This is a genomic window from Verrucomicrobiia bacterium (assembly GCA_035765895.1).
GTDB lineage: Bacteria > Verrucomicrobiota > Verrucomicrobiia > Limisphaerales > DSYF01 > DSYF01.
Genome location: DASTWL010000034.1, coordinates 83,500 through 103,150 on the forward strand (window position 1 = coordinate 83,500; position 19,651 = coordinate 103,150).

The 19,651-nt window shown below is 62.9% G+C and carries 19 protein-coding genes and 1 pseudogene; 13 read left to right on the forward strand and 7 right to left on the reverse strand.

Annotated features, from left to right (window positions below):
- Positions 1–32 precede the first annotated feature (32 nt).
- The 3 genes and pseudogenes from hypD to hypF form a co-directional block, all read right to left on the reverse strand.
- Positions 33–1,130, reverse strand: a complete 1,098-nt coding sequence (gene hypD, locus VFV96_07490) for a hydrogenase formation protein HypD (GenBank protein HEU5070240.1) — start codon at positions 1,128–1,130, stop codon at positions 33–35.
- A gap of 89 nt (positions 1,131–1,219) precedes the next feature.
- Positions 1,220–1,444, reverse strand: a pseudogene (locus tag VFV96_07495) (HypC/HybG/HupF family hydrogenase formation chaperone).
- 7 nt (positions 1,445–1,451) lie between these two features.
- Positions 1,452–3,965: a carbamoyltransferase HypF gene (gene hypF, locus VFV96_07500; GenBank protein HEU5070241.1), complete on the reverse strand. Its 2,514-nt coding sequence runs from the start codon at positions 3,963–3,965 to the stop codon at positions 1,452–1,454.
- Between the two features lie 124 nt (positions 3,966–4,089).
- On the opposite strand from hypF, the gene hypA reads away from it, so the two are divergent.
- Together hypA and hypB are read left to right on the forward strand one after the other, a co-directional pair.
- Positions 4,090–4,431, forward strand: coding sequence for a hydrogenase maturation nickel metallochaperone HypA (hypA, locus tag VFV96_07505; protein HEU5070242.1), 342 nt, complete (start codon positions 4,090–4,092; stop codon positions 4,429–4,431).
- A gap of 17 nt (positions 4,432–4,448) precedes the next feature.
- On the forward strand, positions 4,449–5,249 hold the full coding sequence (gene hypB, locus VFV96_07510; protein HEU5070243.1) for a hydrogenase nickel incorporation protein HypB: 801 nt from the start codon (positions 4,449–4,451) through the stop codon (positions 5,247–5,249).
- Positions 5,250–5,270: 21 nt separating this feature from the next.
- On the opposite strand, the gene VFV96_07515 is transcribed toward hypB, so the two are convergent.
- A complete protein-coding gene (locus VFV96_07515; GenBank protein HEU5070244.1) occupies positions 5,271–6,500 on the reverse strand; it encodes a metallophosphoesterase in 1,230 nt (409 codons plus the stop codon).
- Between the two features lie 166 nt (positions 6,501–6,666).
- On the opposite strand from VFV96_07515, the gene VFV96_07520 reads away from it, so the two are divergent.
- From VFV96_07520 to VFV96_07570, 11 genes are all read left to right on the forward strand, one after another.
- On the forward strand, positions 6,667–7,941 hold the full coding sequence (locus tag VFV96_07520; protein HEU5070245.1) for an ABC transporter permease: 1,275 nt from the start codon (positions 6,667–6,669) through the stop codon (positions 7,939–7,941).
- Between the two features lie 27 nt (positions 7,942–7,968).
- Positions 7,969–8,652 carry an ABC transporter ATP-binding protein gene (locus VFV96_07525; GenBank protein ID HEU5070246.1) on the forward strand — a complete coding sequence of 228 codons (684 nt, stop codon included), beginning with the start codon at positions 7,969–7,971 and terminating at the stop codon, positions 8,650–8,652.
- Positions 8,649–9,233 (forward strand): methyltransferase domain-containing protein, encoded by a 585-nt coding sequence (locus VFV96_07530; protein HEU5070247.1) that lies wholly within the window; start codon positions 8,649–8,651, stop codon positions 9,231–9,233. Before VFV96_07525 ends, VFV96_07530 begins: the two co-directional genes overlap by 4 nt.
- A gap of 6 nt (positions 9,234–9,239) precedes the next feature.
- The gene (locus VFV96_07535) at positions 9,240–10,124 is read left to right on the forward strand and encodes a sugar phosphate nucleotidyltransferase (GenBank protein HEU5070248.1); all 885 of its coding nucleotides are present in this window, start codon (positions 9,240–9,242) and stop codon (positions 10,122–10,124) included.
- Between the two features lie 76 nt (positions 10,125–10,200).
- Positions 10,201–11,574, forward strand: a complete 1,374-nt coding sequence (locus tag VFV96_07540; protein ID HEU5070249.1) for a Gfo/Idh/MocA family oxidoreductase — start codon at positions 10,201–10,203, stop codon at positions 11,572–11,574.
- A gap of 102 nt (positions 11,575–11,676) precedes the next feature.
- Positions 11,677–12,630, forward strand: a complete 954-nt coding sequence (locus tag VFV96_07545; GenBank protein HEU5070250.1) for an FAD:protein FMN transferase — start codon at positions 11,677–11,679, stop codon at positions 12,628–12,630.
- Positions 12,631–12,683: 53 nt separating this feature from the next.
- The gene (locus VFV96_07550; GenBank protein ID HEU5070251.1) at positions 12,684–13,592 is read left to right on the forward strand and encodes a rhomboid family intramembrane serine protease; all 909 of its coding nucleotides are present in this window, start codon (positions 12,684–12,686) and stop codon (positions 13,590–13,592) included.
- A gap of 204 nt (positions 13,593–13,796) precedes the next feature.
- Positions 13,797–14,267: a hypothetical protein gene (locus VFV96_07555; protein ID HEU5070252.1), complete on the forward strand. Its 471-nt coding sequence runs from the start codon at positions 13,797–13,799 to the stop codon at positions 14,265–14,267.
- A 46-nt stretch (positions 14,268–14,313) separates the two neighbouring features.
- Positions 14,314–15,648, forward strand: a complete 1,335-nt coding sequence (gene purB / locus VFV96_07560; protein HEU5070253.1) for an adenylosuccinate lyase — start codon at positions 14,314–14,316, stop codon at positions 15,646–15,648.
- The gene (locus VFV96_07565; GenBank protein ID HEU5070254.1) at positions 15,645–16,460 is read left to right on the forward strand and encodes a three-Cys-motif partner protein TcmP; all 816 of its coding nucleotides are present in this window, start codon (positions 15,645–15,647) and stop codon (positions 16,458–16,460) included. The genes purB and VFV96_07565 overlap by 4 nt, the downstream gene beginning before the upstream one ends.
- The gene (locus VFV96_07570) at positions 16,460–17,260 is read left to right on the forward strand and encodes a phage Gp37/Gp68 family protein (protein ID HEU5070255.1); all 801 of its coding nucleotides are present in this window, start codon (positions 16,460–16,462) and stop codon (positions 17,258–17,260) included. The genes VFV96_07565 and VFV96_07570 overlap by 1 nt, the downstream gene beginning before the upstream one ends.
- Positions 17,261–17,265: 5 nt before the next feature.
- Here the strand turns inward: VFV96_07570 and VFV96_07575 are convergent, their stop codons facing one another.
- The 3 genes from VFV96_07575 to VFV96_07585 are packed head-to-tail and all read right to left on the reverse strand — an operon-like array spanning position 17,266 to position 19,491.
- Positions 17,266–18,276, reverse strand: coding sequence for a methyltransferase dimerization domain-containing protein (locus VFV96_07575; GenBank protein ID HEU5070256.1), 1,011 nt, complete (start codon positions 18,274–18,276; stop codon positions 17,266–17,268).
- Between the two features lie 31 nt (positions 18,277–18,307).
- Positions 18,308–18,736, reverse strand: coding sequence for a hypothetical protein (locus VFV96_07580; GenBank protein ID HEU5070257.1), 429 nt, complete (start codon positions 18,734–18,736; stop codon positions 18,308–18,310).
- A gap of 56 nt (positions 18,737–18,792) precedes the next feature.
- On the reverse strand, positions 18,793–19,491 hold the full coding sequence (locus VFV96_07585; GenBank protein ID HEU5070258.1) for a Bax inhibitor-1 family protein: 699 nt from the start codon (positions 19,489–19,491) through the stop codon (positions 18,793–18,795).
- Positions 19,492–19,651: the final 160 nt, after the last annotated feature.

The following is a 19,651-nucleotide window of genomic DNA, read 5'->3' on the forward strand; positions in this document are numbered from 1 at the left end:
CATGGCTTGCGTGAGGGTTGACCGGGTTGCCATCAAACCAAAGCCGGCGTTCGCCGATACCGGTAATACGCCGCGCAGGCGCCTTCGCCCGAAACCATCGTCGCGCCCAACGGATGTTCGGGCGTGCATCGGCCGCCAAAGGCCGGACACTCGTGCGGTTTCTTCAAGCCCTGCAACACCAGCCCGGCCAGACAGTCCGCCGGTTCCGCCACCGCGCGGTCCGCCACGCCGAACTTCCGCTCCGCGTCAAACGCCGCATAGGCCTCTGCCAGCCCCAGACCGCTGCGCGGGATTTCGCCCACGCCCCGCCATTTGCGCGGCACCACCCGGAACACCCGGCGGATCAGCTGCTGCGCCGGCTGGTTGCCCTCGCGACGCACGGCGCGCGCATATTGATTCTCCACCTCAGCCCGGCCGGACTCCAGTTGGCGCACCGTCATCAGGATGCCCTGCAAAATGTCCAGCGGCTCAAAGCCTGTCACCACGATGGGCACCCGGAACCGCGCGGCGAGCGGCGGATATTCCGTGCAGCCCATCACGGCGCAAACGTGTCCCGCTGCAAGGAACGCCTGCACCCGGCAATGCGGCGACGCCATCAACGCCTCGATCGCCGGCGGCACCAGCACGTGCGAAACCAGCAGGGAAAAATTCTTCAAACCCTGCTGCGCGGCTTGAAAAACCGCCATCGCCGTCGCGGGAGCGGTGGTTTCAAACCCAACGCCAAAGAAGACAACTTCCCGGCCGGGATGGGCCGCCGCGAGCTTCACGGCGTCCAGCGGCGAATAGACCATCCGCACATCGCCGCCGGCCGCCTTCACGGACAACAAATCCGTCACGCTGCCGGGCACGCGAAGCATGTCCCCAAACGAGGTGAAAATCACTTCCGGCCGCGCCGCGATTTCGAGCGCCTTGTCGATGACTTCCAGCGGTGTGACGCACACCGGACAGCCCGGCCCGTGGATGAGCGTGATGCGCGACGGCAGCAGTTCATCGATGCCGAACTTCACAATCGCATGCGTCTGCCCGCCGCAAACTTCCATGATGGTCCACGGCCGCGTGGTGGCGCGGTGAATCTCCCGCGCCAGCTGTTGCGCCAGCTCGCCATCCCGGTATTCGTCCAGATACTTCACGACTCAGGAGAAGGCGGCGGCCTCGTTGCTGAGCGGCTGCCCGGCGCGGGCGGAGGCTCGTCCCGCCGTTCACCCGCCAGCTCGTCGAGTTCGCCCATTTGTTTTAGATAGCTGAAAACCTTCTGCGCCTCGGCCTCGTCCACTTTGCTCAACGCAAAACCGACATGCACAATCACGTAATCGCCCACCTGCACTTCCGGCACGTAAGCCAGCGACGCCTCCTTCACGATGCCGCCAAAGTTGACGCGGCCGAGGCGCGTGATCGGATCATCTCCGGTGATGCTTTCGACTTTGCCTGGAATCGCGAGGCACATGAGCACCTCAGGCGGGTTGCGCCACGGTTTGCCCCGGGACGCGATCGTGTTCTTCGGACCAGCCCCGGCCGGCCAAAGACTCGGAGGACGTCGCGGCCGCCGCGACGCTGCGATTGACATGTTCCAGCGCCGTCATCCGCCGCCGCAACAACTCACGGCGCGCCGCCACAACCTGCCCCAGCGCAATGCCGCCGTCATTGGTCGGGATGCGTTGGTGCCAATACGGCCGGAAGCCGGCCGCGCGCAACCGGCTCACGGCGCGTTCTGTCAGATACCGGTTTTGAAAACAGCCGCCGCTCAGCGCGACGCGCTCGCACCCGATCCGTCGCGCCACCGTGACAATGACCTCGGCCAATGCATGGTGAAATTTTGCCGCCACCGTTTCCACGGACACACCCTGCGCCACGTCGCTCAAAACACCGCAAATCAGCTCGGCCCAGTCCAGCGTCAAGCCGGCGGCGCCGCCGGAAATCCGCCAGCCATACGCCGCGTCCGTGGCGGCACGCCCGGCCGCAAACTCCAGTTCCATTGCGGCCTGCCCCTCGAAGCCCAGCTTTTGCCGCACGCCCGTCAGCGCCGCCACCGCATCGAACAGCCGCCCCACGCTGCAACACAACGGCGTGTTCACCCCGCGTGCCAGCATCGTTCGCAGTGCGGTGAGTTCCGGACGCGAAAACGCCTCCGGCACCGGCAAATCCAGGCGATGAAAAACGTCGTCGCCGAACAATTCATGCAACAGCCCCAGCGCGGCGCGGCGCGGCTCCCTCACGGCGGCATCGCCGCCGGGCAACGGAAACGGACGCAGGCTGGCTACCCGCGTAACTTCCCGTTCTGTGACGTGGAAAAATTCCCCGCCCCAAATCGCGCCATCCGTGCCGCAGCCCGTGCCGTCCCACGCCACGCCCAGCGCCGGCAACGCGACTTCGTTCTCGGCGAGGCACGCCAGCACATGCGCGACGTGATGCTGCACTTGCAGCAGGGCGGGAGCCGGCTTCGGCGCGGTTCCAGCCACGGCCGGTCGCGCCGCACCGGCCATTTCCGCCGCGAATTGGGTGGAGAGATAATCGGGATGCAAATCTGCCACGACGACTTCCGGCGTGGTTTCGTAAAGGCGCGGCAGATCCGCCACCGCCCGCCGGAACGCCTGGTGCGCCGGCTCGGTGGCCAGATCGCCGAGATGCTGGCTCACGAACACCTGGCTGCCCACGGCCAAGGCAACGGTGTTCTTGAGATGCCCGCCCACCGCGAGCACGCTTTCACGGGCGTCCGCCGCGCTGCGCAGTTGCACCGGCAGCGGCGCGTAGCCGCGGGCGCGCCGCAGGACCATTTCGCGTCCCGCCACCACCTGCACGATCGAGTCATCGATCGGCCGGACAATCGGGCGGTTGTGAACAAGCAACACGTCGGCAATGCCATGCAATCGCGTGAGCGCGGCAAATTCGTCCGCGCAGATCGGCTCGTCGCTCACGTTGCCGCTGGTGGCGATGACGGGAAAACCCAGCTCCGCCAGGAGCAAATGGTGCAGCGGATTTGCCGGCAACATGACGCCGAGATTCGGGTTGCCGGGCGCCACGGCGTCGCAGATCGCCGCTGCCGCCGGGTGTCGGCGGCGCAGCAGCACGATGGGCGCTTCCGGCGAAGTCAGCAGGCGTTCCTCCACGGGCGAGACCTCGCAAACCTCCCGCACGCTGGCAAGGGTGGGAAACAGCAGGGCGAACGGCTTTTCCTCGCGTCGCTTGCGTTCGCGCAGCCGTTGCACGACGGCGGCCTTGCGGGCATCGGCAAAAAGGTGGAACCCGCCCAGGCCCTTCACGGCGACGATCTGGCCGCAGCGGATGACGTGCGCGGCCAGCGACAGAGCGTCATGATCGCGCGCCAGCCAGCGGGGCGGTTCGGATGGTGAGCCAGTGCCGGTGCCGGGCCACAGTTCGAGCCGCGGTCCGCACACCGGACACGCGTTGGGCTGCGCGTGAAACCGCCGATCGCGCGGATTGTCGTATTCCGCCTGGCACGCCGGGCACAGCCCGAACCGTTTCATCGTGGTGTTCGCGCGATCATACGGCAGGGCTTCAATGATGCTGAAGCGCGGTCCGCAGTGCGTGCAGTTGGTGAACGGATAGCGATAGCGGCGGTTGGCCGGGTCAAACAACTCCCGCAAACAATCCGGGCAGGTGGCAATGTCCGGCAGCACCAGCGCCGTTTTGCCACCGCCCTGTTCGCTGTCACGAATCGTGAAACCGACGTGGCCCGCGGCATCGAGCCACGCGCTTTCGCAACTCAGGATGAAGCTGCGCGGCGGCTTGTCCGTTTCGAGGCGCCGCCGGAAGTGCTCCAGCTGCGGTCGCGAACCTTCCACCTCGATCACAACGCCCTGCGGCGAGTTGTTGACCCAGCCGGTCAACCCCAGCTCCTCCGCCAGGCGGTGGACGAACGGGCGAAAACCGACGCCTTGCACCGCGCCGTGCAAGATGAGCCGCAGGCGCGTCACGGGCGTCGCTGGTCTGGCTTCCCGCGTTGTCATCTTCAGCCCCATCATCGCGCCCCGCCGTCTCCAGGCTCAACACAGGTTGCCAATCTTTGCGCAGGAATTGCCAAGGGAAGTGGGGCGTCCACTGGCGCGCCGTGCCAGAGTGGCGGCACAAGTCATGCACGAGGTTTCCATCATGACGGAAGCGGTGCGGCTGGCCGTGGCCGCCGCCCAGGCTGCCGGCGCCCGCCAAATCACCGGCCTGCGCCTGCGCGTCGGAACCTTGAGCGGCGCCGCGCCCGAGGCACTGACCTTCGCATGGGACATTGTGCGGCGCGACACGCTGGCAGAGCGCGCCCAACTGGAGATCGAAACCATTCCCGCCACCGGCTGGTGTGCGACCTGCCGCGCGGAATTCGCGGCGGCCGATTTTTTGGGCGAATGCCCGCGTTGCCACGAACCCGGCGGCCAACTGCAACACGGCCGCGAATTGGAAATCGCCGCCGTGGATTTCATCTGACAAACCAAACCAGGATTATGTGCAAAGAATGCGGATGCGGACTGGGCGGTGGCGGCCGGCAAACCGGCAACCACACGCACGCACACCATCATCACGACCACGACCAGGCGCGCAACCACGCTGGTCATGATCACCCGTCCGGGCCGTGGAGCCTGACGTTGAACCAGTCGCTCATGGAAAAGAACGACCGGCTGGCGGCCCGGAACCGCGAACTGTTTCGGGCCAAAGGCTTGCTCGTGTTGAACGTGGTTTCGTCACCCGGCTCGGGCAAGACCACATTCATCCGCGAAACCGCCGTGCGCCTGGCCAAATCGTTGCGAGTGGGCGTCATTGTAGGCGACCTCGCGACCGACAACGACGCCGCGCGGCTGCGAACCGCGGGCATTCCGGTGGTGCAAATCACCACCGGCACGGTTTGCCATCTCGACGCCGACATGGTCTTTCAGGCCGCGGCCCGGCTTACCTTGGATTCGCTCGATGTGCTGGTGATCGAAAACGTGGGGAATCTCGTCTGCCCGGCGGATTACGATCTCGGCGAGCAATTGCGCGTGGTGCTGCTCTCAACCACCGAGGGCGAGGACAAACCGCTCAAGTATCCGCCCCTGTTTCACTCGGCCCACGTGGCCATCGTGACCAAGAGCGATCTGGCCGCCGCCGCCGGCTTCGATCGCGAACTGGCGCTGACCAACCTCAAACGGGTGAGCCATCACGCCACACGGTTTGAACTGTCCGCCAAAACCGGCCAGGGCATGGATACGTGGCTGGCGTTTTTGACGGAGCAGCGGGCGCGGACGAATCCGGCGCCCGCTGCGCGGTAGCGGAGGCTGGTCAATGGTCGCTCAAGGCAGAGTAATCGCTTGAAGCAGGCGCGTCGGGCCGAATTGGTCGTCAAACCCGTAAACCTTCACCTGCACCTTGCCACTGGCGTGGATCTTCACGGTGGCCCATGCGTAGTCGCGATCGGTGCCGGGGTTGATGGTGGCATCCGTGGGCACCGCCTCGAAGGGCGAGCCGCCCGAGCCAACGAGAATTTGCCAGGCCTTGCCCCCGGTCGAAGCCCGCGGCTGCATTGCATTGAAGATGTGCTCGTGGCCGCAAAAGTAGGTGGCACCGTATTGTTCGATCAAATCCCAGAACGCGTTGCGCGCCGCTTCATCGTTGTCCAGCCCGGCGGGTTTGCCCGGCAACGGCAATCCCGGCGCCGGCGGCACGTCCGCGCCAAAGTAGTAGGTGTAGGCGGGCTTGTGGCCGAACACGAAAAAGTGCCGTGCGCCGCGGGCCTTGGCCGTCGCGAGATCCACCGCCAGCCATTGCACCGGCGCGTGGGCGTCGTGCCCGACCGGATCGGTGTTGATCACCACGAAGTGGCAGCCACGGAAATCAAAACTGTAGGACAACTGGCTTTGGTCCGTCGCGTAAGCGTCGAGCGGCGCGTTGTTGGTGACATTCACCGCCGCGGGCAGCTCTCCGAAGAGGGTCTCGAAGCGGTTCGTATCGAGAATCAAATCGCCCAGGTTGGCACGCCAGGCATCTTCGTTCACCAGCTGCGCGAGTTTGCCCGTGCCACCGCCCGGCAGCGGCGCCTTCTTCCATTGCATTTCGTGGTTGCCGGGAACCGGCACAACGTAGGTGCCCTGCTCCATCAAAGTCGCCACCATGCCGCGCCAAAAAGCATATTGGCGGTAAAACTTCAGCAGGTCCGAATTCACCACGTCGCTGACGTTTGTTCCCTTGGTCGGGCCGGCGTTGCCGTAGCCCATGATCATGTCGCCATTGAAGAAGAGCAGGTCGGACTTTTGCGTGTGAATCGAGTCCATGATGCGCGACCACGCCTTGGTGCTCTGCAACCAAATCGCATCCTGGCCGGAAAGCGGCAGCTGCGTCGGGTCCGGACTTTCGGGATCCTGCCGGGAATCTCCGACCGTGGAAAACGACAGCACGACCGGATCGCGATCGCGGTCACGGTCGTGGTTCTCATGATGATCGTCCGCCCGGGCCGAGCCCCAGAGCGAGCCCGCCACGGCCGTAATCGTCAGGGCCGACAGGAGATGATTGAACTTGGTATGCATGTGAATTGTTGCTGCTGGATTGTTTTGGTTTCGCCGTCTCAGCGGCGGCGGAGATGACCTTGACGGCGGCGCGTCACAGTCGGATGGCGGCCAGGTGACACTTTCGCAGCAGTCGGGGCGGGCGTTCGTTGACACGCTGCGGGCGCCTGTTTAGCTTGCGCGTCCCATGTCGCGACTGCCTTTCGAACTGCTGCTGGCCCTGCGTTATCTGCGGCCCAAACGCACGTTCGTTTCGGTCATCACGCTCATCTCCGTGCTCGGCGTCACCCTGGGCGTGGCGGTGCTGATCATCGTCATCAGCGTGATGACCGGATTTGATCACCAGTTGCGCGACAAAATCCTGGGTTTCAACGCCCACCTCCGCATCACGGCCCGCGATTCGTCCCTGACAAACTACCCTGCGATGATGGCGCAGGTGCAGACCGCCCCACATGTGCGTGGCGTGTCGCCGTTCGTGGCCTGCCGGGTGTTGATCCGCACGCATCCGCCGGACGGCAGCCAGCCGCTGAGCGACGCGCCGTGGATTCGCGGAATCGATCCCGAGGCCGAAGCCCGCGTCAGCGACCTGCTGACGAATGTGTTCGAGGGCAGCACGAATCTCGACGGCCGCGGCATTCTGGTCGGCCGCCAGTTTGCCGAAGGCATGCAGCTCATGGTCGGGGATCGTGTGACGATTTATTCGCCCGAGGACCTCGAAAAGATGGAAGCGGCCCGCAAGAAGGGCGAGGACGTGGCCAGCCTGCCGGACGATTATGAGGTGCGCGGCATCTTCGACATGGGCTATTACGAATACAACGCCAACTTCGTGCTCACGTCGCTGGAGAACGCCCAGAACCTGGCCGGTCTCGGCGACAGCGTGCACGGGCTGCTGGTTGAACTGGATGATCCCGATCTTGCGGGGGTGGTGCGGCAGGAGTTGCGGCCACAGTTCGGACCCAACTACCGCATTTCCTTGTGGACGGAGGAAAACTCCGCCCTGTTGGACGCCATCGCCGTCGAAAAGAACGTCATGTTCTACATTTTGTTCTTCATCATGATTGTGGCGGCGTTGTGCATCCTGAGCGCGCTCATCACGTTCGTCGTCCAGAAAACCCGCGAAATCGGCATGCTGAAGGCCATTGGGGCGACGAACTGGCAGATCTCCGGCATCTTCCTCGCCCAAAGCGCGGTCGTGGGCGTCATGGGCGTCGTCGCCGGTTACGGACTGGGCATGCTGGCCGTGCACTACCGGAACGAGTTTCTCCACTTCATGCGGCGGGCCACCGGCTGGGAATTGTTCCCGGCATCCATCTACGGTTTTGGCGATTTGCCGGCGCTTGTGGTGCCGCATGACGTGATGCTGATTTGCTCCAGTGCGCTGGTGATCTGCCTGCTCGGCGGCGTCATTCCCGCCTGGCAGGCCGGCCGGCTCAAACCCGTGGAGGCGCTGCGCCATGAGTAAGGTGGAAACCAGACAAGGAGGCCGCGCATGAGCGACGGCTCACTCCTCATTGAAGCGCGCGGCCTGTCCAAGACCTACGAACTGGGCCGGCGCTCGCTGGAAGTGCTGCGCGGCGTGGACCTCGCGGTGCGCCGCGGCGAATTCCTCGCGCTGCGCGGCGCCTCGGGGGCGGGCAAGAGCACGCTGCTGCATCTGCTCGGCGGACTGGACGTGCCCAATGCAGGCGACATCCAGTTCGACGGACGCAAGCTGACGTCCCTCTCGGCCGGCGCCATGGCCGCGTTTCGCAATCGCAGCGTGGGCTTCATCTTCCAGTCCTACCACCTGCTGCCGGAACTCGACGCGCTGGAGAACGTCTGCCTGCCCGCGCGCATGGCCCGGCGCCGCGTGGCGGACTGCGTGCCGCGCGCCCGCGTGCTGCTGGAGCGGGTCGGCCTGAAGGAACGCGCCGATCACAAGCCCTACGAACTCTCCGGCGGCGAACAACAGCGCGTGGCGATTGCGCGCGCATTGATCAATGAACCCGCGCTGATCCTGGCCGACGAACCGACGGGCAATCTCGATTCGCACACGGGCGAAGGCATCATTGACCTGCTGTGTGAAATCCAGCGCGAACGCCAGGCCACGCTCATCATCGCCACGCACGACGCGCAGGTCGCCGCCCGCGCGCCGCGGGTGATTCAACTCGTGGACGGACGGATCGCATCATGAACGCGTGGGAAGAACGTTATCAAAGCGGCGACCGGCACTGGGACAAGGGGGAACCGGCGCCCGGCCTGGTGGATTTTCTCCGCGACCATCCGGAATTGCCGCGCGGCGCGGTGGCGGTGCCCGGTTGCGGCCTGGGCCACGACGTGCGCGCCTGGACGGCCGGCGGTTTTGCGGCGCACGGATTCGACATCGCGCCCACCGCCATTCAGCTCGCCCGGGAAGCGCAGCCGCAGGCGGGCGATCCCGGGTCGGACATCGCGCCCACCTTCACGCTCGCCAATTTTCTCCACGACCCGCCGCCGATGCCGTTCGACTATTTGTTCGAGCACACGTTGTTTTGTGCGATTGAGCCGGCGGAACGGGACAATTACGTCACCGCCGCGCTGCGCTGGCTGAAACCCGGCGGCACCTACATCGCCATCAATTACATTTTATGCGATGGCGAGCCCCCGTTTCCCGTGGATCGCGAAGAACTTTGGCGGCGTTTTCAACCGCACTTTCATTTGATTGACCAATGGATTCCACGGTCGTATCCCAATCGCACCGGGCGCGAGCTGATGAGCTGGTGGCGCCGGAAATGATTTAACATGACAAAACCCACACTCGTTCTTCTCGCCGCCGGCATGGGCAGCCGTTACGGCGGACTCAAACAGGTTGACCCCGTCGGCCCGTCGGGGGAAACGTTGCTGGACTATTCCATTTATGACGCGCTGCGCGCCGGCTTCGGCAAAGTGGTGTTCATCATCCGGCACGACATCGAGGCGCAGTTCCGCGACGTCGTGGGCAAACGCTTCGAGGGCCGCGTGCCGGTGGACTACGCGTTCCAGGAATTGAACGACCTGCCCGCTGGTTTCAAAGTGCCGGAAGGGCGCACCAAGCCGTGGGGCACCACCCACGCCATCCTCGCCGCAGAGAACGTCGTGCGCGAACCGTTCGCCGTGCTGAACGCGGACGATTTCTACGGGCGCGAATCCTTCGCCACGCTGGCGCGGCATCTCACGTCGGGCGCGCTGGACCTCGCCATGGTCGGCTTCCAGCTCAAGAACACGCTGTCCGATCACGGCACGGTGGCGCGCGGCATTTGCGGCGTGGGGCCCGATGGCTATCTGACGAGCGTGGAGGAATTCACCAAGATCGAGAAAACGCCGACGGGCGCCCGCGAAGGCAACCGCACATTCACCGGCGACGAACTGGTTTCGATGAACTTCTGGGGCTTTCAGCCCGGCGTCTTCCCCGATTTGCGGGAGCGCTTCACGGTGTTCCTCCAACAGAGTGGCCAGGAATTGAAGTCCGAATGCTACATTCCCGCGACGGTGAACGAGCTGATGAAGGCCGGCAAGGCGCGCGTGAAGATGTTGAGCAGCCGCGATCCGTGGTTCGGCGTCACCTACAAGGAAGACAAGCCGCGCGTGGTCGAGAGCATCGCCAAACTGGTGCAGCGCGGTGATTATCCGGCCCGGCTGTGGTCATGATTGAACCAAACTTGGACTTGTCCGCTCTGAATAAAGACGGACAATGGCGCATCCAATTGACCCCAACTTTAAAACTATGAACAAGCAACAACCCCTGAATACTCCCGCCACGCGCCGGGAGTTCCTCAAGAAAACGGCCCTCGCCGGTGCCGCCGTAGCTGCCACTCCGCTGCTTCACACGCCGGTTTACGGCCAGTCACAGGCCCCTTCGGCCAACGTGCTCGGCGCGAATGACCGCATCACCGTCGGCTACATCGGTGTCGGCGGCCAGGGCTTCAACGCGCACGTCAAAATCATGAAGGCCAATCTGGCCGCCAACAACATCGCGCAGGCGGCCGTCTGCGACGTCTGGCCCAAGCGCGTGGACCGCGCGAAGGAGGAAATCGGTGGGGATTGCAAGGGGTATGGCGATTACCGGAAATTGCTCGAACAAAAAGACCTCGATGCGGTCGTCATCGCCACGCACGACCCGATCCATGCGTCAGCCTCCATCGCCGCGCTGGAAGCGGGCAAGCATGTCTATGTCGAAAAGCCGTTGACCCGCTACCTGGACGAGGCGTTCAAGGTGCACGAAGTCGTCAAGAAGACGGGCAAAAAATTGCAGGTTGGCTCGCAGGGTTGCTCCGCCGCCGGCTGGCACAAGGCCGCGGAACTGATCCAGGCCGGCCGCATCGGGCCGCTCGTCTGGGCGCAGGGTTACTACTGCCGCAACAACCCGAAGGGCGAATGGAATTACCCGATCGATACGGACGCCAACGGCAACAATGTCAACTGGGACGCCTGGCTGGGCGAGGTGAAGGACCGGGTGCCGTTCACGCCGGACCACTATTTCCGCTGGCGCAAGTTCTATCCCTACTGCGCCGGTTTGCTGGGCGACCTCGTTCCGCACCGCTTGTTCCCGCTGGTGCTGGCCACCGGCAAACCTGAATTCCCCAAGCGCGTCGCCTGCATCGGCACCAAGGTGGTTTATCCGGACAAAAACACCGACGGCGCGCTCGAACGCCAGGTGCCGGAACACTCGGAAATCCTGGCGGAATTCCCCAGCGGCTACAGCCTGGTCATTGTGACGAGCACCATTGCCTCGCGCAGCCCGGGCTTCGTCATTTACGGTCATCACGCCTCGCTGGAAATCGGCACCTCGGGCGAGCGCATCTCGCTCATGCCGGAAAAGGAATTTGGCGACGAAGTCGATCCGGACTCGTTCGAGGGGCTCCAGCCGATTGAAGACATCGGCGTGCACCACAAGAACTGGTTCGACAGCATCCGCCACGACAAGGAACCGAACGCGAACATCGACCTCGCCCTCAAGGTGCAGACGGTCATTTCGCTGGCCGAAATGTCCGACCGGCTCGGCGCCGCGTGCTTGTATGACGAGAAAACGCGCAAGATCACGACCGCCGGCGGCCAGGAAATCAAGGCCATCACCTACGGCACCCTGGAACAATCATAAACAGCCCGGGCTTTCGGCGCCGGCGGGAGCGAACCACTCCCCCGGCGTTTTTTATTTGTCGCGCCTTGACCGCCGGCAACTGCCATTTTGAGAATCAGCCGCATGGAAACCGTCACCCTCGCCCGCAACACCATGAAAACCCGCTTCGAGCGGGTGTTGACGGGCGGCAGCCCCGTGTCGCTCCGGGCCGCGGGCGAGGAGGCGTTGAGCGAGGTCGAGCGCATTGAAAACCAGCTCAGTCTGTTCAAGCCGGGCAGCGAGATTGCGCAAGTCAACGCGCAGGCGGCCGAACAGCCCGTGCGCGTTTCGCCCGAGGTCTTTTACCTGCTCCAGCACGCAGCACGGCTGACGCGCGAAACGGAGGGCGCATTTGACATCACGCTCGCGCCGTTGCTGCGCTGCTGGGGTTTGCTCGGCCGGCGCGACGGCAACCTGCCCGCTCCCGAAGCACTGACCGCCGCCCGCGCCATGTGTGGCATGGATCTGGTGGAACTGCGGCCGGCGAATCGCACCGTCCGGTTTGTGCGTCCCGGCGTCATGCTGGACCTTGGCGCCATCGGTAAAGGCTATGCGATTGACCGCGCAGTGGAGGTGTTGCGTGAAACGGGCGTTAACAACGCGTTAATTCACGGCGGAACAAGCACCGTTTACGCTCTGGGGCACCCTCCGGAAGCCGGGCATTGGCGCATCGCCATCGGTGATCCACTCGCCACCGCCACGGATTATCCGTCCGAAATCGCGCTGCGGGATGAGTCGCTTTCCGTCTCCGCCGTCTCTGCCAAATGCTTCACCGCCAACGGCCGCGTGCTGGGCCATATCATTGATCCGCGCACAGGCGAACCTGCCACACGCGCGTGGTTGACCGCCGTGGTGTTGCCGTCGGCCACCGAGACCGACGCGCTTTCCACCGCCCTGCTGGTCCGCGGGGCGGACGGATTTGCCGCCGTGACGTCACTCCGAAACGACATGCGGGCGCTGTTGGTGCCCCATACGCCGGACCGCCCGGGCCCGGCGTTGTTGCATGGCTTTGAACCGATTTCCCACCGGACTGTCTGAAAATGCGATGGCCGGTTGATAACCGGGCCGTCTGACCTTAGTTTCCTGCGGCCATGAGTCTTTACGATCGAGATTATATGCGCGAGACGCCGAGCTATCGGCGCGTGTCGCCGGCGGCGCCGTGGTCGCCCACGGTGGCCCTGCTCGTGGCTTTGGGTGTCATTTTCGCCATTCAAACCATCGTTGGCGTGCTGGCGGGGATTCCGTTGGCCTACATGCTGGGCCTGTCTTCCGCGGGCCGTGGGCTCTACCCACTCGACCCGCTGACCCGGCATTTCGCCTTGAGCCTCGCCGGCATTGAAAGCGGCCAGGTCTGGCAGTTGCTCACGTTCCAATTCCTGCACGGCGGCCTCTTCCACATCGCGCTCAACGGCATCACACTTTACTCGTTTGGCCGGTTCATGGAGCAGGCCATCGGCCGCGGTCGCTTTCTGGCGCTCTATTTCATCGGCGGCACGCTGGGCGGCGTGTTTCAAATCGCCACCGCCTACCTGCTGCACCAATCGCCTTACATTCCTGTGGTGGGCGCTTCCGCGGGCATTGCCGGCCTGCTGGGCGCGTTCACCATCATGTATCCGCACCATCCGATTGTGCTTTTCCCCATCCCCTTTCGCATCGCCGCGCGCACGCTGCTGTGGGTTGCCCTGGGAATTTCCCTGATCGGCACCATCCTGCCCTTCGGCGGCATCGCCCACGCCGCGCACCTCGGCGGTCTCGTGGCGGGGATTGGTTACGTCTTCCTGTTGCGCCGCCCGCGCCGTGCGCGTTCGACCTACACCAGCAGCGCCGCGCCGCCGTTCATTTCCAGTTCGGCCGCGCCGCCGCGCCTCACGGAATCCGCAGACTTCATCGCCCGTGAAGTGGATCCCATTCTCGACAAAATCGCCACGCAGGGCATTCACAGCCTCACCGATCGCGAGCGAAAAATTCTCGAAGCCGCGCGCAGCAAGATGCGACACTGAGCCACGCGTCACGCGGAGTCTGCAGCCGCAACAGACAGCCCCGCATTCACCCCGGCCCACGAACATTTTTTGCGACAGCCTTCGGTCAATTCGCAAAAAAATTGGAACGCCGCACTTCATCCAATTTCGCCCGCCTGAGAAAAATCATTGGCGCGCCGCGTGCTCTTTCATCCGCACGGCGACCCCGCCGTTTGTCCCTGTCGTATGAAAGAAACATCGCTGCTCAACAAGGTGCTCTGGCATCAAGCCCTCGGCTTTCTGACGATCATCTTCATCTCCTGGCTCGTGGAATTCACCGGCCTGCGCGCGCTGGTCTTCGGCACCCACCCCTACCTGGCCGATTATCGCGAGTCCGCCTTTGAAATGCTCTTCGTTCTCGTGGTCTGGCTGTTCGTGGCCAACTCCACGCGGCGCATTCTCCGCCACATCCGCTACCTGCAAGGCTTCATGCGCGTCTGCGCGTGGTGCCGCCACATCCACTACAAAGGCGACTGGATCCGGCTGGAGGAATTCATGCAGCAGGGCTTTGACACGCCAACCACGCACGGCATCTGCCCCGGCTGCCTGCGGAAGCAAAAGGAAGCCATTCAACGCGCCAAACGCAGTGCGGCGCTGGCCGCTGCCGCGCAAGCCACCCCCGCCCCGGCGCCGAACGCCCCCACAACGCCCGGCTAACCGATTTGGCATTTAACCGGAGCGGCTGTTTCCGTAGTCTTCCCGCATGATTACGCGTTATTCGCGCCCCGAAATGCGGGCCATCTGGACCGACGAAAACAAGCTCAAACTCTGGCTTCAGATCGAACTGCTCGCCAGTGAGGCGCTCGTGAAGGAAGGCGTCGTGCCCGCCAAGGATTTCAAGAAAATCAAGGCCGGTTGCGACAAATGGTTCGCCGACCTGCCCGGTCTCGTCGCCCGCCAGCGCGAACTGGAGAAGACGCTCAATCACGACGTCATCGGCTTCACCACGGCCGTCGCCGAAGCCATCAATGACCAGGCGAGCCGCTGGTTCCATTTCGGCCTCACGAGCAGCGACGTGGGCGATACCTGTTACGCCGTGCAGATGATGCAGAGCGCCGACCTGCTCATCGCCGACGTGAAGAAGCTGCTGCCTGTCATCAAACGCCGCGCGAACGAACACAAGTTCACCCCCTGCATCGGTCGCAGCCACGGCATCCAGGCCGAACCAACCACGTTCGGCCTCAAGCTCGCGTTGATGCACGATGAATTCACCCGCGCCCTCCGCCGGCTCGAAGCCGTGCGCGACGTCGTGGCTGTCGGGAAGATTTCCGGTGCGGTCGGCACCAGCGCGCATCTCTCGCCGCGCGTGGAGGCTTACGTCTGCAAGAGGCTCGGCATTTCGCCCGCGCCCATCGCCACGCAAGTCGTGCAGCGCGACATCCACGCCGAATTCCAGACCACGATGGCGCTCGTCGGCGCGAGCATTGAACGTTGGGCGGTGGAGTTCCGTCATCTGCAACGCACCGAAGTGCTGGAAGCCGAGGAGCCGTTCACCAAGGGACAGAAAGGCAGCAGCGCCATGCCGCACAAGCGCAATCCCATCACGTGGGAACGCCTCACCGGCCTCGCGCGCGTGTTGCGCGGCAACGCCGTCGCCGCGCTGGAAAACGTCGCCCTCTGGCACGAGCGCGACATCAGCCACAGCAGCGTCGAGCGCATCATCTTTCCCGACAGTTGCACGCTGCTCGATTACATGTTCGGCCTGCTCACGCGTCTGATGGACGGCATCGTCGTTTATCCGGCGAACATGAAGAAGAACCTCGGCCTCTCGCTCGGCATGTGGAACAGCCAGACCGTGCTGCTCGCGCTCATCCGCAAGGGCCTGACCCGCGAAGCCGCCTACAAACTGGTCCAGGACAACGCCATGAAAACCTGGGAAGTGAAGCACGCCGGCCGCGATGACGCGGACTTCCTCGAAGTCCTCAAAGCCGACCCTGACGTGGCGAAGCATTTCAAGAAGGGCGAACTCGAAGCCCTTTGCTCGCTGGAGTTCCATTTCAAGGAAGTGAACAACCGGTTTAAGAAGTTGGGGTTATGAAATTCGACACGATTGGCTACTGGTCGGAAATCAAATTGGAAATCATCCGCGAATACGCGCAGGCGTATTCGCAGATTTTGACCAGGAATCGGCTACACCACGTCTATATCGATGCTTTTGCGGGAGCGGGGGTGCATCTGTCGAAGTCAAAGGGCGAATTCGTGCCAGGGAGCCCGCTGAATGCATTGTCCATTGATCCGCCGTTCAAGGATTTTCATTTGATAGACATGGACAATGTAAAGGCGGAGCAGCTACATCAGCTAACCGCTGGCCAAAGTAATGCGCACATTTACGAAGGTGACTGCAACGAAATCCTCCTCAAGAAGGTCTTTCCTCAGGTTCAATACGCCCAATATCGGCGGGGCTTGTGCCTTCTGGATCCCTACGGTCTCCACCTCGATTGGCGGGTAATTGAAGCAGCGGCGCAAATGGGATCGGTTGAAATCTTTCTCAACTTCCCGGTGGCCGATATGAACCGCAATGTTTTATGGCGAGACGCAACGGGGGTTAATCCAGAACAGGCGGAGCGGATGACGGCATTCTGGGGTGACGAATCCTGGAAGAAGGCCGCATACGACACGTCAGGCAACTTGTTCGGGTGGGAGGAAAAGCAGTCAAACGACGATGTCGCCAAGGCGTTTCGGGAACGCCTGAAGAAGGTTGCGGGTTTTCATCACGTTCCCGAACCTGTTCCAATGAGGAACACAAAAGGTGCTATTGTTTACTACTTGTTCTTCGCCTCCCCGAAACCAGTGGCTGCGAAGATTGTCACCGACATATTTGACAAATATAAAGACAGAGGGGTGATCTGATGGCTCTTGGATCAAAAATCGAGTGGACCGACGCGACATGGAATCCGATTCGCGGCTGCACCAAAATCAGCCCCGGCTGCCTGCATTGCTACGCGGAGACTTTCGCCGAACGCTGGCGCGGGATTCCGGGGCATCCGTTCGAACACGGCTTTGATCTGCGCATCGTCCCGGAAAAACTCGGGGATCCGCTGCGCTGGGGCACGCCCCGGATGATTTTCGTGAACTCCATGAGCGATCTGTTTCACGATGGCGTTCCCGACGAATACATCATCAAGGTGGCCCGCGTCATGGTGGCGGCGAACTGGCACACCTACCAAATCCTGACCAAGCGCGCCGACCGGATGGCGGCTTTGCTGAAAGGCAAACTGCGTTTTGCCGCCGAACAATCGCACGTCTGGTGGGGCGTCAGCGTCGAAAACAGGAAACACGGCCTGCCGCGCATTGACCGGCTGCGTTCCGCGCCAGCCAGGGTGCGCTTCCTTTCCATCGAGCCGCTGCTGGAGGATTTGGGTGCATTTAATCTCGACGGCATCTCGTGGACCATTGTCGGCGGCGAAAGCGGTCCGGGTGCCCGCCCGATGGAAGCAGATTGGGTCCACAATATTCGCCGACAGTGCAAACGTGCAAAAGTTGCCTTCTTCTTCAAACAATGGGGCGGGGTTCGCAAATCTGAAACCGGTCGCAAACTGGATGGCCGGACTTACGACGCGTTCCCGCCACGCACCACCGTCGAAGCGCCCTCGCTGGAAAGCCGACGCTCAGTTTGGCAGAGGTTGGAAACAGAGTTGACCGTCGCCTAACCACCTCACGGCTTCGTCGCCAATATCAGCGGAGAAACGGCGGGCACCTCCAGCAGACGCGGATTTTTGAAGCCGGCTTCGCGGAGCCAGCCGCCGATTTCCTTGAAGCTGAATGTGTCGCCGGCCCTGGTGTTCACCAGCATGTTGACGGCGAACAGCAAACCCACCGGCGGCCCGGTGCGGTCGTGGTTGACCACGAATTCCATGATGGCAATCGTGCCGCCGGACGACAGTGAATTGAAAACTTTTTTCAGCAATCGCCGGCTGCGCTCGGCGCCTTCGCTGTGGAGAATGTGGCCCAACGTGGCGACATGATGGCCGTTGCCATAATTCACTTTCAGCAGATCGCCGGGAATCTTGGTCAGCCGCCTGCCCACGCCGTGCCGCTGGGCGACGCGTTCGGTGACCTTGAGCACATCCGGCCAGTCCACGGCGCTCATGCGGACATGCTTGGATTGTTTGGCCAAGGCGATGCCCCAGACGCCCGAACCGGCGGCGATGTCGAGCACGTTCACCGGGCCTTTGGTTTGCGGGACTTTCAAGTGTTGCCCCAGAGCACTGGCAGCGGCAAAGCTCAACGGGAAGAGTGATTCGACGAATTGCGCGAAGAATTTGACGCCGTCCGCTTCGCTGTTCACTGCCATGGCCGGCTTGCCGGTGCGGACGACTGTGTCGAGCTGGAGCCATTTGGGAATGAGCTGCTCCGTCATGTGGCGGAAAAATTCGCCATAGTAGGGCGCCTTGGTGGAAACGAGAAACGCGGCGCTTTCCGGCGTGAGCGCGTAACGGCTGCCTTTGCGGGTGAGAAATTGCAGGCCCACGAGGGCGTTGAGGATGGCGACCATGCCGCGCTCGGACACGCGGGCTTTTTTGGCGAGTTCGGCTGCGGTTTTAGGGGATTTGTCGAGCGCATCGAACACACCGTGCTCGATGGCGGCTTTGATGATGACCGTGGGCGCGTAACCCCAGGCCATCTGCATGATTCGTTCGGGAGTGGGCTGCTTGGAGGACTTCATGGTCATTGGATAGCCGGAGAAATGCATCAGTTCAATGAAACTTCTGCCAAATCACGGCTGCGGGCAGGGCTGCTTTGACTAATTGCAGATTTGAGTTGTCGCGGGTGCTGTGTATGAACATCACCCCCGCCCTTGCGGAAGCGTTCTCCCGTAACAGGGTGGCAGCGCCGAGTGCGCCCGTCTTGACGTTCATGCTGGTCACCACCGGCGACTTCGAGATGCGGTCGCCATTCATTGGGCAGTTCACGGGCGAGGTGAGCGGCACGTTGAAAGGCAAACCCAAGCTGGCTGCCTGCTGGGAAACTGCCTTGTCCCGGCGGCCGGATCTGTGGCGCAAACTGCTCCACGTGTTGGCCGGCACAACGAGCGTGACGTTGGCATATTGCGCCAGTTTTGGCCGCCGCGCATTATGGCGACGGACCAACCGTCCCCCCTGCTGAACACCGCCGCCTGAAAGCAAAACAAAAAGCCCGGCGCAGCTACGCCGGGCTTGTGCCTCTTTAATTGGTTCTCAGCTCAGCGTCGCGACATGAACAGGCGCAGGACATACCAGAGCATGAGCGCCACCGAGGCGAACAGCTCCAACGCCGCCGCCACGTAACGATCCTCCGGATAGTGGTGAATGACATTGGAGGTGTCGTAAAGAATGGCCGCGCCCGCGAGCGCCACCATGCCGACGGAGAAGTAGGTGCCAAGTTTGAAGCCGAAAATGGCGCCGCCGACAATCAGGGCCAGCGCCACAACGCCACCCCACATGAGGATGCCGCGCAGGAACGAGAAATCCTTGCGCGTGTAGAACGCCACCAGCGTCAGCGCGGCAAAGGCCGCCAGCGTCACGGCCGCAGCGCTCGAAATCGCGCCGGGCGCAAAGGTGTCGGCGACGTAAAGCAAGGGCACGAAAATGATGGCCTCGGCCACCACGTAGCCGGCCAGCGCCGCGTATTGCAGCGCCTTGGTTTCGGCACGATGCGCGATGCTGCGTGCCAGCCACGAGACCACGACAAAGCCGCCCAGCACCAGCAACCAGGAGGTGCCCAGCATGGCCTTTGCCATGGGCTCGGCCATCCCGGACTTGAACAGGGCCACTTCAATCAGCGTGAACGCCACAATGGCCGAGAACAGATGATTGTAGGTGCGCGAGATGAACCGCCCGCGTGACTGGGCGTCCATTTCCACAACCGGAATCGACGATGAATAATTGCCGTAAGTGCTCATAGTTCGTTTGGTAGCAAACAAGGTGCCGTTGGGCGGGCGCAGAAGCCTAACCCACCGGCTGGGGTGAAGTTAACGATCCAGCCCGGTCTGTCAACGCCGCCGGGACCGCTGTAATTGCAACACGTATTGATTTGGGACACCGAGGTTGCCCGACGGGTCA

What these genes read in the sequence shown, in the direction of transcription:
- VFV96_07550 (HEU5070251.1), top strand. Translation starts at nt 12,684, where the DNA reads ATGAGTCTTTACGATCGAGATTATATGCGCGAGACGCCGAGCTATCGG.
- hypB (HEU5070243.1), top strand. Translation starts at nt 4,449, where the DNA reads ATGTGCAAAGAATGCGGATGCGGACTGGGCGGTGGCGGCCGGCAAACC.
- VFV96_07535 (HEU5070248.1), top strand. Translation starts at nt 9,240, where the DNA reads ATGACAAAACCCACACTCGTTCTTCTCGCCGCCGGCATGGGCAGCCGT.
- hypF (HEU5070241.1), bottom strand. Translation starts at nt 3,965, where the DNA reads ATGACAACGCGGGAAGCCAGACCAGCGACGCCCGTGACGCGCCTGCGG.
- VFV96_07555 (HEU5070252.1), top strand. Translation starts at nt 13,797, where the DNA reads ATGAAAGAAACATCGCTGCTCAACAAGGTGCTCTGGCATCAAGCCCTC.
- purB (HEU5070253.1), top strand. Translation starts at nt 14,314, where the DNA reads ATGATTACGCGTTATTCGCGCCCCGAAATGCGGGCCATCTGGACCGAC.
- VFV96_07525 (HEU5070246.1), top strand. Translation starts at nt 7,969, where the DNA reads ATGAGCGACGGCTCACTCCTCATTGAAGCGCGCGGCCTGTCCAAGACC.
- VFV96_07520 (HEU5070245.1), top strand. Translation starts at nt 6,667, where the DNA reads ATGTCGCGACTGCCTTTCGAACTGCTGCTGGCCCTGCGTTATCTGCGG.
- VFV96_07530 (HEU5070247.1), top strand. Translation starts at nt 8,649, where the DNA reads ATGAACGCGTGGGAAGAACGTTATCAAAGCGGCGACCGGCACTGGGAC.
- VFV96_07565 (HEU5070254.1), top strand. Translation starts at nt 15,645, where the DNA reads ATGAAATTCGACACGATTGGCTACTGGTCGGAAATCAAATTGGAAATC.
- VFV96_07515 (HEU5070244.1), bottom strand. Translation starts at nt 6,500, where the DNA reads ATGCATACCAAGTTCAATCATCTCCTGTCGGCCCTGACGATTACGGCC.
- VFV96_07575 (HEU5070256.1), bottom strand. Translation starts at nt 18,276, where the DNA reads ATGAAGTCCTCCAAGCAGCCCACTCCCGAACGAATCATGCAGATGGCC.
- VFV96_07570 (HEU5070255.1), top strand. Translation starts at nt 16,460, where the DNA reads ATGGCTCTTGGATCAAAAATCGAGTGGACCGACGCGACATGGAATCCG.
- VFV96_07540 (HEU5070249.1), top strand. Translation starts at nt 10,201, where the DNA reads ATGAACAAGCAACAACCCCTGAATACTCCCGCCACGCGCCGGGAGTTC.
- VFV96_07585 (HEU5070258.1), bottom strand. Translation starts at nt 19,491, where the DNA reads ATGAGCACTTACGGCAATTATTCATCGTCGATTCCGGTTGTGGAAATG.
- hypA (HEU5070242.1), top strand. Translation starts at nt 4,090, where the DNA reads ATGCACGAGGTTTCCATCATGACGGAAGCGGTGCGGCTGGCCGTGGCC.
- VFV96_07545 (HEU5070250.1), top strand. Translation starts at nt 11,677, where the DNA reads ATGGAAACCGTCACCCTCGCCCGCAACACCATGAAAACCCGCTTCGAG.